The sequence below is a fragment of the uncultured Tenacibaculum sp. genome, from assembly GCF_947502995.1.
Taxonomy (GTDB): Bacteria; Bacteroidota; Bacteroidia; order Flavobacteriales; family Flavobacteriaceae; genus Polaribacter.
Map to the genome: position 1 here is coordinate 22,323 of NZ_CANNBW010000002.1, position 13,714 is coordinate 36,036.

The window sequence follows — 13,714 nt, forward strand, 5'->3', positions numbered from 1 at the left end:
TAACAATGCTTTGAGTAATTATTTATCTCAAAGCATTTTTTTTATGACACTCAAAAAATCTAGTGAACCTGCTAATGAACCTATAAAAACATTACTTTTAGTAAGAGTAAACATTTTAAGTAAATTGTATTCAGATCCAAAAATATATAGACCCACTGAAATTGTTGACGGAAAAAAAGTCGTCACAGTTAAAAAGCTTTGGCATGTATATTATTACTACAGAAACCCTTTTACTGGTAAAATGGATAAGTTTACAGAGAGAAAAGGAATTAATAGGATAAAAACCAAAACAGGGAGGGAGCAAGCTGCTAGAAACTTACAAAGGGCTTTACGAAGATATTTACAAGATGGATTTAATCCTTTTGAAGTGGTTAAAGTTGATGCTGATGTAGAAAAAGAATCTTACACTGCTGTAGATGCTTTAAAATTGGCTTTTGAGCACAGGAAAAATACTTGGAAGGAAACAACTAAAGATGTTAATAAAAGTTACTTAGATTCTTTTATAAAATGGCTTACGGATAAAAAGATAAATGACAAGTCAATAACTGAGATTACAAAAAAGCATATCTCATTTTATTTATCAGATCTACTTAAAACTAAAACAGATTCCAATACGACCAGGAATAATCATAGGAGGTTCTTATCTTCTATGTTCACTGAATTAGTTGAAAAAGATATCATAGCTGATAATTTTATAAAAAAGATACCACTACTTAAAAGTACACCAAAAAAGAATAAACCGTTTAACACATCACAATTAGAAGATATTTTAAAATATGTTCGAGAAAATGAGCCGTATTTGTATCAGTATCTTAAAGTAATGTGGTATACATTTTTAAGACCTATTGAGATTTTAAGAATTGAAATTAATAACATTAATTTACAGGATAACGTAATTGATATAAATACAAAAACAAAAGGTAGGGAATATGTTAGAATTGTTAAGCCTTTGCAGGTTTATCTAGGTGAATTGAAACTGCAGCAGTATGAAGCGAAAATGTTTTTGTTTGGAAAGGATCAAAAACCTGGTTATTGGGTAACGCAAAAAGAAAAATCGAGAGAAGATTTTTTTATACGAAGATTTAAAAAAGTAAAAGATCATTTTAAATTAAGTTCTGAATATGGAGTGTATTCTTTTAGGCATACAGCAGCTTTAAGTTTGTATTACCAGTATACAAAACAAGGTTTAAGTGAACACCAAGCAGTTTTAAAAATACAGGCTATCATGCGACATGATAACGAACAAACTACAAGGAAATATTTGCGTGAAATAGGAGGGCAGTTGCCTGAAGATTGGAGTAAAAATTACGATTACGAAATGTTGTAATTATTTTCGCTTGTAAGTGAAATGATTATGTAACGACTATATAACTGTATTTAGTTAACGGGGGGAAACTAAATACAGTTATACAAGTTATCTTTCGAAATAAACTCTCCCACTCTTAATGAGTGGGTTTTTATTTTTTATTCGCGATAAATTCATCTCCAATGATGTAAGGTTGCCCTAAATTAAAATAATTAGAACTTACATCTTCATTTCCGAAAATCAATAATTTCGCATTAGGTCGATAAGCATAACCTTTTTTATAATCTTTAATTACGTTTTCTACTTTGAATCCAATTTCGTGTTTTTCACAGACTTCTCTGATCGGTTTAGCCAAAGGTTCAGGAATTCTAAGATTCATTTTTCTATTATTTTTGAAATGCTCTCTAACATTGAAAAAATGCTTGTTTAATTCTATCCAGTTTCCTGAATTCTGTTCGTAAGCAAAGTATAAATCTCCAATAAATTGACTCGGATTATTCGGAAACCCTTGCAATTCACATTCCAATTCGTTTTTGTGGAAAGTCCAAAGTAGTGGATGTTCATCCAAAATTCTTAGTTTGATATAAGGTAAATATTGCTCCGAGAAAAGTTTTCTGAATTTAATTGTATTATGAGTAATTAATCTCCAATATTCAACTTTACTAATGTTTCCGTAATTGTCTCGTTCTTCTAAGATAAAGTTAAACTCCATTGTTTTAAAGTATCCGATTCGACCTTTTAATTCAGTCAAATGAAAATGTCCATTTTGATAAAAATCCGTGGTATTTGTTTTCTTGATTAATTGTTCTATCATTGACTTTTTAAAATGTGTGTAACGGTCTTGCATATAACTTGTGGCGTGTATATTAGTAATTCTTTTCGGATTAAGTACAGCCAGATTTTTAAATTTTACTATTTATTTTTTATCGGAAATCGTCAAATTTAAAAATTTGGCGACCTTCCAAATATACCTTAACTTTGTTTAAGTAACTAATTACCTATGAGTTATACACGTTATTAGCAGCTACCATTATTTTCCTTTGTTGTTTGGATTTAATTGTTTTCCTCTGTTTCCTTGGACTTGTGAATATTGTTTATTCGTGCCTTTTGTTCCTTTATTAGCGTTACTTTGGTTCGCTTTATTTTGTTTGTTGGTTATTTTCTTACTCATAATTTATTTATGCTTAATTTCTATGTTTAATTTTTTTAATTGTTCTAAAACCCAATTTATTGCTTTTTTGTTAGGAACTGTTCCGCTAAATATTTCTTCAATATACAAATCTCCTTTTGTAGTAGCTTCAGCAGGATAACCATAACTACAAGCGAAGTCAGACCAACCTTCAATTTCTGCAACTGAAAACATTACTCTCCTCAGCATTGCTGGATGAGCTAAACAAAATGCGAGTTCAATCATTTCAAGTGGTTGATTCGGTTTTTTTATAGTTACATCAACCTCAAACCAACCTTTTTCTTTATGTTTCCCTTTTCGATATTCAGAGTTACTTGAAAAACTTGAAGCATCGTTGCATATTACTTCGACTCTATGACCTGCATATTCAATAGCATCTACTAAAGCACAAATTATTGCACCTCTTTGAATAATTGTTTCAGATTTTATAGCAGCTGAAAATGATATTGAACAAACTAGTGTAAATACTCTTCCAGGTGAATTATTGACGACAAATTCACGAGACACAAAACATTCTGGGTCGTTTGATAAATATCTACCAACATCTACATTATAACCAGCAACATCATAAATTTGACTTGGACGAATTACTTTTTCTGTTATCTGTGGTGTAATTTCAGTTTGATATTTTTTGACTTGTTCTAAACCATCTTGCCAACCTTGTAAAGCAAGTTTTTTTGCTTCTAACCAACTAACATTACCATTCCATTCTCGCGAATATCCACGAGATGTTTTTTTGTAAGCGTCACTTTCTCTAAATGCATATAACCAAAAATCGTAAAGGTCATCGTAAATAATATGTTTATTTATTGTATTCAAAGACCCTACAAATTATTTTTAATTAACTCAATAGTTGCATTATCTAATCCTTTCCATAAAACAGAATTTTCAACCAACTCCCGATTAAGATTATTTTCTAAAAGCTGTGCGCCAAAAAAAGAAGCTCTTGGACTAACAATATGTCTAATTTCTTTTTTCTCAATAACACGTCTTATTGATTGAACATAGTCAACCCATTTATCATTTTGGGCGAGTTTTCTTTCTAAAGTTTCGTCATATTTCCAATCGATGAAAACAAATCTGTCAATTGAAGCTGCGTCAAGTTGATTTCTACCTACGTATTGTCTATCCGCACCTTGCCCATAAGTATTGGCAGCAGCGATACAGTAAAAATTTTTATGCCTTTTTATGCGTTTATCTGGAAAATCCATATAATCATTTGCAAGCGCTGCATTGAATGCTAATACAGCTTGAGGAAAACTTCCGTCTATTTCGTCAAATAGGAAAAGACCACCTTTTTCATAAGCTTTTCGGAATTCTGTTGAAACTATTTTTCCATTAGCATCGATAAAACCTGTAAGCTTAAATTCACTTGCAATTGCACCAGTAAAATAAAAAGGAATATTTAAAGCCTCTGCACATTGATTTGCTGCTGTAGTTTTACCAGAACCAGCTGGACCTGTTAAAAATACGTTTAAACCTGTACTGACTATTGCGATCAATTCCTCAAATTGATAATGAACAATACCAACCTCAGAAGGTTTGTTGTCATTTATTTTTACATTAATAAAAGGAAGGCATTTTCTTTTAAGTAAAGAAATGTCCTTTTTATATTTCAAAGAAAGTTCAGTTAAATCTTTTAGTTTAAGTTTTATTTCATCAAGTTCATAATTGTCGTCAATTTGTTTGAGTTCGTTTTCTAATTCAGATATTTTTTGATTGATTTTTTCATTTTCAATTCTTCCAATTAGATTTTCGACTTCTTTTTTGAATTCAGTATTTTCACTTCGGATTTTTCGTACTGATTGTGAAAAAAGGTCATTTATTTTTTTATCAATATCAGCAGTTATGAATGGTCTTAACTTATCTTCAAATGGTCTGTTTTTAATGTTATACCGAGAATTTTTATTCCTTTTTGGATTATTATTTCCTTTACTCATTGTTTTTTACGAAATGTTTCTTTTGGTTGCAGCTAACGGTTTCGGCTATGAGTAGTTGCGTGTTTTAGCACGAAACTTTGCAAGTACAAACCAAACTGAAAATCCGCGAGGATTTTCAGAAATAGGCGAGAACAAGCAATTACTTATAGCCATTGTTGTAGCACGTTTTTTATTCAAATATTTTGTCGTACCATTTACCAACGTCGTCTCTAATCAAATCATAATATTTATAAATAGTTAAGGCTAATCCAAAATCAGCTCTTTTTGATTTATATTCGTTCAAAGTAAAGTATCCATAAAAATTTCCGTCCTTATCAACTACAACTGGTGAGTCATTTGAATATTCATTCCAAGGTGAGTAAGAATTATATTCATTCCCGTAAGTTCCATATTCATTCCATATTGATTTCGAGTTGTAACTATTTCCATATGTTCCGTATTCATTCCATATAGAATTTCTGTCATAACTGTTACAATTCAGACAGCCTAAATACTCATCGTGGTTTTTCCCACCGTATAAGTGTAATGTTTGTCCGAAAGAAGTTAGACTAAATGTTAGTAAAATTCCAAATAGTAAAATTTTATTCATATCGATTTTTTTTCAAATGTGCTACAACTGTGAGCATAAGAAACGTAGGGTAGCGAGTTAGCAGTAACTCCACGTTTATAACTAAGCCCAATATAATGTTTTGTGTTTATCATCAATATTGAAACACCAAATTTTATATTTGGCGGCATAGCGGATTAGCTCAAACCTTTCGAGTAATCTTAGACCGCCCTATGTTCTTTATACAGTGTTAACTGTAGTATTTTTTTATTTTAAATTAGTTAAAAAGAAAATCAACGTTATTCTTATTATCCAATGGATAAAAATCTGTTATAAAACCACAAAATAAAAGTTCAATAAGAAGCCTTTTCACTCTTTCTTCCATTTGTTTCTCACTTGTAAAAGGTCCAATTTGAATTCCATTTTGTTGGTTTATCATATCTCTCTCGAATTTTGATACCGAATAAGTCCATTCTTTTGTTTGTTCTGGAATCAATATCATTCCATCTTTTTCTATTAGATTTAATATAAAGCGATAATCTAATTTTTCTTTTACAACATTGAATTGTAGTAAATATTTTTCTGTAAAATCGTTAATATTCATATTCCTATATGAGGTGTTTTTTATTCAAATTATCTAATTCAGTTAAATACTTTTTCGTTGAATGTTTATTAATTATAAATTGCGATCATTCATTAAATAAGATTAATTTATCCATTTATTTTAGTTTCAATTATTATTGTGCTTATAAGATTAGTAGCATAGTTTAAGTTCTTCAGTGATAAATAAATCACAGATAGAAAGTTTGCGAGCAAGGACTTTCGTAAGTAGGCTCTAACTAGCAATGAATTATACAAATTGTTTTGGTGTCGTTTTTATTCACTTTTCCATTTGTTATAGATGTCAATAGTATTCCTGTATCTGGAACTTATGTCATACTTTTCTTTGTAATTATCTACTGCCTCGAAAATAGTGTCTCGATATTCAGTTCGCCAATCTCTATCTGAAAGATAATCGTGAAGAATACAATACGAAAGTCTATCTAGTGAGTTTAAATAATTCTCTTTTGAAACTTCGATTTTATCATTATAAATTTCTAAAAGGTCATTATTAATTTTTTTCTTTGAGTTTTCGAGTTCCAAATTGTATTCTCTTAATTCAAAGTTGGCTTTATCAAAACTCTCTTTTCTTTTATTCAATTCACTTTCGAGTTCAAGAACAGTCATTAGTGTATTGTTCTTTTGATTCTCCGCAAGTCCTTTTAGCTGAATTTTCACTTGCTTAAATTGATAATAAGCAACCCACAAAACTCCACCCGAAATTATTGTTGTTAAAGCACTTGATACAGCGGAAATCCAATCAGTTTCAGTATTCATTTATTCTTTTAATTTAGCCATTAGTTTTCTCATAATTTCTTGAGCTTTTCCAGCGTTTGAATGAGTCATTCTATGGTCTTGAGTTTTTGGAACAAAGTCAAAATCATTTCCACCCATTTTGAAATACATCATTATTTCAGCTGGTGAAACTCCTTGACTTTTCAGGATAGGAACTATTTCATCTAAAATTTGGTCAACTTCAGGTTCAGTTTTTGCGTATTTCAGTTTTTCTAAATATTCTTTCATTTTAATGTTTTGATGTTTGTTTCTCTAAATGCACCACAACGTTCTGTCTATGGTGTCATAGCATCCCGTAGGGTGCTATGCATTATACACCTTGTTATGGGTTTTATTCTTGTATTGTTGGTATCATTCGTATCTGATTTTCTGCTACTGCTCTCATTATCCCTTTAAATTTGATAGATGCTTCTTTCTTTGATTTTAATTTAAGTTTAATGGGGAAACCTGGCACTGTGGAATCTGAAAGTCGAAAATAAACTCCATTACACTTATAATTATCTGCAACATTAACATTTTGCATGAATTGTGGTGCTTGCATTTTAATTTGATTTGTTGTGTCAATAGAAACTTCGGTTTCTGGGTTTTCAATTAGGATAATATATTTAGAAACAGGTTCTGTATAGCTTTCCGCTCTAATTTCTAAATCAATCTCTTTATTGGTTGAAGATGGCAATATATATCCTCTAACATTTTCATAGGTCTGTTGAGTTGGGGTGAAAGTATTTTTGTTGTTTAACACATCTACAATTTGTGTCATTCCAAAATCAAGACCTTTGCCATATATGTCGATATAAAATGTCTGCATTAATATTGCGGGCATCAAGCAATCATCAAGTTTTACCGGAATCAATTTTACTTTATTTTGAGTCGCCTTGTAAAGTGCATTTTGCCATTCCAATTTTACCATATTACTAGCCAAACTGTTTTTTGAAACAAAAAACAAGAAGAACAAACAATCTGTCAAACCATCATTCATTTTATCAATTATACCATCACCTGGTTGCATCGACCAACTGTCGTAGAAGACTTTATTAATTCCATATATATTTGATAGTCTTAGAGCGATTGGCTCAACTATTGGTTTGTCTTTATAATTGTGACTTAGAAAAATCATATATCTTAATTTAATTACCCATAACTATGAATATATGTAATTACATATATTCATAGTTCTTAATGTTATTGTTATTAAGAGGTTCTACTAGTTTTTTTAAGTTAAAAACTCTATAGTAAACAAATGAAACAAAAAAAAGCCAGTTAAACAAACTGACTTTTTTAATGGGTGTTTTTCCCCTTTTTTATTTCTTATTCTTGATTAACGTGTTAAATTTTAGTAATTATTTCTTTCCTAAATTCCACTACTTTTCTCAAACACTTCTTTTATATGCGCCTCATTGTTTAAAATTTATCCGTATCTGTTTTTAGATCAGTATTAACTTCTATTTGAAGTTTATTATCAAAAGGATATACACTAAAGCACCTACCGTCGTTAAACTCAATTACAATTCCACTATCTGTAGGTAAAGTAAACTCATCAGAGTTTGACTGTGCTTTTTCTCCATTTTCTCCATACCCAACGAAAACACGTTTTACATTGTTACCAAATAAATGTTTCTTTATTTTATCATCCATTTCATAGAAAGCATCAAGTGTTTCTCTAGCGTAAGATTTAGCATCAGTATATTCTTTTTTCATAAATCGAAAATAATTATTTAAACAACAACTTCAAAGAAATCACTTGTTTCTGTTTCTTCTTCCTGTTCTAATTTATCCTGGTTATCATTACCAAATATTTCATCATATTTTTTTTGGTTGAATTTCTTTAATCCCTCTTTCCAAACTACATACTCACCAATACCATAACGACCTTGATTTTGCATTACAAAACTTTCAACCGTTATAAGTGCATCAGGTAAATGAGTCCAGCCTTGGTCACCTTTAAAATTACCACTCTTAGTAACCTCAAATATTAGTATAAATGAAATATTAGGATATTTTTTTATAAACTGATCTTCAAACTCAAAGTATTTTATTCCAGTTCTAGAAATGTAAGTATTAATCATATCTATAAATACAAAATCATACAATCCACTGGCGCACAATCTGTCTAATTCTTTTAAATCTCTTGTATCACTTAAATAAGCATTATCTTTTTTATCAAGACCTGAAAGTTTCCATAAATCCTGAGTGCTTTTATTTACGCCTTGATCTGCAAAATTATATAAGATACTTCCAAAATTTGTTAAGTAGTTCGCAAACTTGGTAGCACCAGCCGTTTTTCCATTCTTAGGTTTCCCCCAAATAGCTAGTTTTAAATTTTTAGCTGGATTTTGCATAAAATCAGCCCATTCTCCAGTAAAATTTAAAGTATCAAAATTCATATTGTTGATATCATTAGAAGATAACACTTTAGTATTTTTACCAGGTGTTCTAACTTCGGTATTATGAATTTTAGATACTTGGTTTTGAACAACCGGAACAATTGGTTTTTGAATTTCTTTTGAAGCTGAAACAACCGGAATATTGTTTTCTTTTACTGTTTTGATTATCGGTGTTTTAGGTTGAGCTAAAGTCTTAGTTTTTTCTAAATAAACTGTAATTGTATTTACTCCAGTAGGTTTAAAAGAACTTTTAAAACTACCAGGGTCATTTTTAATCATCCAACCATTATTATTTATAAATTCACTAAATTCTTTTCGCTTTTTAATACTACTATTTTCTTTATTATTGGCCATAATAGCTACTAAACGGCCACCGTCATTTAATAAAGAGTATGCATGCAATACGTGTTCGATATCCTGGTTTTTTTCGAAAGGAGGATTCATTATGATAACATCATATTTTTTTGAATGGTTTAAGAAGTTTGTGTTTAAACAATTAAATCCTTTCAATACACATATTTCATGTAAAGTATCAACTCTTTCTATAAGTGTAAGCTCATTCTTTGGGTATTCGTTTCTTATTACTTCAGCCATTGAACCAATACCAGCAGATGGTTCTAAAATAGTATCATCTTCATAGATCCTTAAATTATTTAGGATCTCCTTAGTTAATTTTTCAGGCGTAGGAAAAAAACCATCTATTTTTACCAATTGCACCTCATTTAGAAGTGATTTAAGCTTGTTTTGTTCTTTTTGTTCAGAATTATAAATGTCTACTTCTTTATATGCTTTTAAAACCTCTCTTGCAGCTTGTCTTAATAGTTTATAATTATTACTTCCAATAATATTTAAAAGTCTCTTATATCTCGTGTATGGACGTTGAATAGAATCACTAATACTCGTTTTTGATTCCTCTTTTACAATCTTATCAAAATCAGATATCAATTGAGACGGCACATAAATTGTATATTTTTCGTCTTTCAATTGTATAGCTTTTTTTAAAAGCCTTTTAGCAATCATTTTAAACCCTTTCTTTTCTTCATATTTATACATTAAACTCTGAAAGACTTGTTTGTTTAAGTTTAACAATGTAGGCTTTAAAAATTTTTGGATATCATGAAATTCAATTTCTTCTTTGATTAATTTCTCAACTTTTGGAGAAGTTGAAGTAAAAAAGTTTCTGTTTTTTTGATCTCGCATCCAGTCATAAGCAGCTCTTTCTATGACAGAAATAATACTATTTACTTCGGTTAAATGTGATAACCCCTTTAAACCAATAACTTTGTTATCTAAAATTTTATCAATTAAGTTTATAGCTATTTTATTCGCTCTTATTATTTCTTCCTGGTCATAAATAACAGAACTACTAATATTTTGTCTACGCCTAGTGTTTGTTAGCCTTGGGCGTTCAATATTTTCATAAGCCGCTGCTATCCTATCTAAACATGCTACTCTTAATTTATTTAATTTTTCTTTCTGCTTTTCTGCTTTCTCTTTTAAATAATTAGTTGAATCAAAAGGTTTATTTCCATTTTTAGTAGCTTCTAGAAAAGAATCACTTTTTTCTTTTGTTTGGAATATAAAACCAGGTATTGCTCCATTTCTTCGATAAGAACTATAATAACCACCAAAAGATCTAGCTACACTGTTTAATTTATTATAAACTTCTCTTTCAACTCTATCTACAAAAGTTAATACATGAATTTGATTTCCAGTTTTTGTATGCGTACTTTCATTATATTCAAATTGAACATTAGAGATATCTATGTTATTATTTAGTTTGCTTTTATTCTCTAGTACTTCAATTTTCTTTAACTCTAGCTTTTTGTGATAAGCTTCAACAAATAGCTTGTCGAATTTTTCTAATTGTTCTGGAGTTAATTTACTTTCCCCTCTTAATTTTACGAAATTTATAAACTCTTCTAAAGTTTCAGGATTACTTATTGATTTTTTTAAATGTTCAGATCTTTTCTTCTTCTTTTCTTCAGCTTTTCTAAGGTCATTTAAAAGTTCATCTAAGTACTTTTGATCTGCTTTATCTACAATCCTTTTTAATACGCTTTCAAAGGTTTCTTTAAATGAATAGCTAATAGTTCCATATGTGAAAAATCTTAGTAAATATTCTGAATAAAAAGCATCTACATATTCTTTCTTTCTATCTCTATTTACATAAAACATTCTCTTTAATTTATCAAGAGTATAAGTTTTATTTACATCATTCATTAAAGCTTCTTTACTATTTAGCGTAGTATTGAAAGCTTCTTTGTAATACTGTAATGAAACCTTTTCATTATAAAAAGGTTTAACCATATCTTTCCATTCCTGGTAAGTATTTATTTTTTTAGGAGGTAAAGCCTTTTGTTCTTCAGGTCCTTTTATTGAAATTTTAGAAAGCTCTTTAAAAAATAACGGTTGGCCATCTTGGTCTACTTGCAATAAATAATCAACTGCTTTTTGAGCAGCTGTAGCACTTCTCATTAAAAGAGTATTATCTTTTTCCATCATTGAAATTGCCAATAACCAATGTTTAATATATTTTTCATGGTTTTGGTGTGTGTACCATAAAATTCCAGCTTGTGCTGAAAGAAAAACAGATCCAAACTCAGCAATTAATTCTTCTTTTGCATACTTAACAGATCCAAACTTTCCACCAAGTTCTCTATCCAATCTTTTAGGGTGCGCTGTTGAGTGTATTAATTCATGAAATAAGACTCTGTAATAATCATTAGCAGAATCAAAAGCTTCAAACTTAGGCATGTTTACTGTATCGGTAGTTGGAGAGTAATAAGCTCCTTTTTGCTGATGAGAAATTTTAACTTTAGGATCAGGTAAATGTTTTAAAATTAACTCTGCTATACTGTTTTTATCTTCGTTGTGGCGAGCCTTGCTTGGTTGTACATAACCTAATTTAGCTTTTTCTAAATCTGTAAGTTTATCTAATCCAAAATCTATTCCCTCAATATCTTTTCCATTGAATACCTTATAATATTTTAGAATCGGTATTACAGATACTAATAGTTCAAATTTTTTAACATCATAACCATTAGATTTGAAAAACTCTATCATCTTTTCTTTGTTGTAAGTAGAAAAACTTTTTTTGTTTTTTGCATCTCTAAACGAGTACAATTTTGTGAAGTAAACCACAAGAGATCCTTTTGTTTTTGGTTTTACTTTTCCTTTTAGCTTTTTAACTTGTTTAAATGTTAAGAAGTAAGGGTTTTCAAATCCAGCATAAGGATTTCCGCCTTTTAGTAACAAAACGTTAACACCTCTGTATGGTTTTTTAGAGTCGAAATTATGAGGTATTAAAAAACCGCCTTTATCCTGGAACTTTTCATCCCAAGGCATTGCTGGATTTCCTTTTGCCTTATTAACTCCCTCGATAACTTTTTCAGTTATCATTTTATAAATTTCTTTAGGAGATACAGCTTTTCCTAGTGCAGTTTCTAAATCTTCGTCATCAGCTTGTATGTAATCAAATCCAGCTAATACTTCAGGTGTAATTTCCTGGTTGTCGTTTTTATTTTCAATAGGATCTGCAACACGAATAACAGATCCGTTTTTAAACACAAATCCTTGTCTTAATTCTCCTTTAGAATTTAAAGCTTCAGCTAAATTTGAATTTATAGCTGAAGCTTCATTAAATTGTTTGATACTCAAAGTAAATTCGATATCATCAGGGTTTTCATTCAGTACTTTTGAAATTCTATATACTACATTAGTGTTTTGTTCTTCTCTCGCTTCTCTCAATAAATTAGTTAAAACACTTCTTTCAACCTCTATGTTATGTAATTGGTAAAATTTACTTGTTGTTATCATCAATTTTTTTTGAATTTTCATAAATTAAATAAGCTGCAATAGCAGTACCTATAATTCCAAAAACTATTAGTTCGGTCTTTTTTTTTTAATTTCTACACCAAACTTTTTAGCTAGATCATAAACTCTAGTTCTCCATGCATGTCCGAATGTTGAATAAGTTGGTTTGGTTTTATAATCTTCTAATCGAGCAATTGACAATTTTTCAAATAACTGGTTTGAATTTACTGAGTTTATAGCCTGAACAGTTTTATTTCCAATACTTTTATCAACTATTAAATTTTTATTAAAGTACTTGTTTAGTGTGGTTTGCACTACTTCTCCAGCAGCTCCGTTACCAGCATTAATTGCATGGTCTACAATAGTTTCAGCTACAGCTTGACTGTTGATTTGATCTGCTTTTGATTTATCCCAAAACTCATTTTTAAAAAGAATATGAGCTTCAAATTTTGTAATAGCTAACATGTCTTCAACAGTAGGAGGTTTACCGATAATTTGTTCATAAAAACGTGCTGATATACCATGATTTGTTCCTACTCTTTCACCTTTAGAGTTTTTATTTCCTTCATCTTTTTTGAAATTTTGATATCCGCCCTCAGCTTGTTCAATTGAGTTCTTAAATAGTTCATAGCTTGCCATTTCTTTTTCTTTTAAAATTTTATAGTTTTAGTTACGCCTAATGCTTTCAAATCAAGCTCAAATGAAAACTTATCAATAAGATCTTTTTCTTCTTTGCTTGATAATCCATTTAATAAGTATTGCGCACCAGTAAGTGATGGTATTTCAATGTGAATTAAAGGAAGATCATAATATCCTCCACTTGGTAAATGTATTTTTGAGGTGTCCAGGTTAGAGAATGCTAATAGCTTTCCTGTTTTCTTTTCGTAAGCACGTAACACTTTAGCTTTGACAAAACCAGTGTTAATGATTAAATCTTCACTGGTAGGATTCACAGCTCTAATACCTAAATCCAATGAAAACTTTTTTAATGAAAATTTGAAGTTTTTAATACGTGCTAATTTGAACTGAAGATTATCTACTACATATTCGATTTCCTCCTTTTTGTTTAGGCCAAAAACAGCTAATCCTACTACAGCAATTCCAGCTGTAAACAAAACAATTGATTTAGTTTTCATT

Annotated in this window: 14 protein-coding genes; 1 reads left to right on the top strand and 13 read right to left on the bottom strand. The window is 29.8% G+C overall.

Going from position 1 to position 13,714, the window contains the following annotated elements:
- Positions 1-43: 43 nt before the first annotated feature.
- Positions 44-1,327: a site-specific integrase gene (locus tag Q1A46_RS01395; RefSeq protein WP_299673225.1), complete on the top strand. Its 1,284-nt coding sequence runs from the start codon at positions 44-46 to the stop codon at positions 1,325-1,327.
- 130 nt (positions 1,328-1,457) lie between these two features.
- On the opposite strand, the gene Q1A46_RS01400 is transcribed toward Q1A46_RS01395, so the two are convergent.
- From Q1A46_RS01400 to Q1A46_RS01460, 13 genes are all read right to left on the bottom strand, one after another.
- Complete coding sequence (locus Q1A46_RS01400; protein WP_299673227.1) at positions 1,458-2,120, bottom strand: hypothetical protein; 663 nt, start codon at positions 2,118-2,120, stop codon at positions 1,458-1,460.
- 216 nt (positions 2,121-2,336) lie between these two features.
- Positions 2,337-2,477, bottom strand: a complete 141-nt coding sequence (locus Q1A46_RS01405) for a hypothetical protein (RefSeq protein ID WP_299673229.1) — start codon at positions 2,475-2,477, stop codon at positions 2,337-2,339.
- A 3-nt stretch (positions 2,478-2,480) separates the two neighbouring features.
- Positions 2,481-3,314 (bottom strand): hypothetical protein, encoded by an 834-nt coding sequence (locus Q1A46_RS01410; RefSeq protein ID WP_299673231.1) that lies wholly within the window; start codon positions 3,312-3,314, stop codon positions 2,481-2,483.
- A 5-nt stretch (positions 3,315-3,319) separates the two neighbouring features.
- Positions 3,320-4,435 carry an AAA family ATPase gene (locus Q1A46_RS01415; protein WP_299673233.1) on the bottom strand — a complete coding sequence of 372 codons (1,116 nt, stop codon included), beginning with the start codon at positions 4,433-4,435 and terminating at the stop codon, positions 3,320-3,322.
- 169 nt (positions 4,436-4,604) lie between these two features.
- Positions 4,605-5,024 carry a hypothetical protein gene (locus Q1A46_RS01420; RefSeq protein WP_299673235.1) on the bottom strand — a complete coding sequence of 140 codons (420 nt, stop codon included), beginning with the start codon at positions 5,022-5,024 and terminating at the stop codon, positions 4,605-4,607.
- A 235-nt stretch (positions 5,025-5,259) separates the two neighbouring features.
- Entirely contained in the window at positions 5,260-5,586 is a 327-nt protein-coding gene (locus Q1A46_RS01425) for a hypothetical protein (protein WP_299673237.1), read from the bottom strand.
- Positions 5,587-5,858: 272 nt separating this feature from the next.
- Positions 5,859-6,359 carry a hypothetical protein gene (locus Q1A46_RS01430; RefSeq protein ID WP_299673239.1) on the bottom strand — a complete coding sequence of 167 codons (501 nt, stop codon included), beginning with the start codon at positions 6,357-6,359 and terminating at the stop codon, positions 5,859-5,861.
- Positions 6,360-6,605, bottom strand: coding sequence for a hypothetical protein (locus tag Q1A46_RS01435; RefSeq protein WP_299673241.1), 246 nt, complete (start codon positions 6,603-6,605; stop codon positions 6,360-6,362).
- A 103-nt stretch (positions 6,606-6,708) separates the two neighbouring features.
- Positions 6,709-7,494, bottom strand: a complete 786-nt coding sequence (locus Q1A46_RS01440) for a toll/interleukin-1 receptor domain-containing protein (protein ID WP_299673243.1) — start codon at positions 7,492-7,494, stop codon at positions 6,709-6,711.
- Between the two features lie 284 nt (positions 7,495-7,778).
- Complete coding sequence (locus Q1A46_RS01445) at positions 7,779-8,075, bottom strand: hypothetical protein (protein ID WP_299673245.1); 297 nt, start codon at positions 8,073-8,075, stop codon at positions 7,779-7,781.
- A gap of 17 nt (positions 8,076-8,092) precedes the next feature.
- A complete protein-coding gene (locus Q1A46_RS01450; protein ID WP_299673247.1) occupies positions 8,093-12,580 on the bottom strand; it encodes a zincin-like metallopeptidase domain-containing protein in 4,488 nt (1,495 codons plus the stop codon).
- Positions 12,581-12,646: 66 nt separating this feature from the next.
- Positions 12,647-13,216 carry a glycosyl hydrolase 108 family protein gene (locus Q1A46_RS01455; RefSeq protein ID WP_299673249.1) on the bottom strand — a complete coding sequence of 190 codons (570 nt, stop codon included), beginning with the start codon at positions 13,214-13,216 and terminating at the stop codon, positions 12,647-12,649.
- A gap of 11 nt (positions 13,217-13,227) precedes the next feature.
- The gene (locus Q1A46_RS01460) at positions 13,228-13,713 is read right to left on the bottom strand and encodes a hypothetical protein (protein ID WP_299673251.1); all 486 of its coding nucleotides are present in this window, start codon (positions 13,711-13,713) and stop codon (positions 13,228-13,230) included.
- Between the last annotated feature and the right edge of the window lies 1 nt (position 13,714).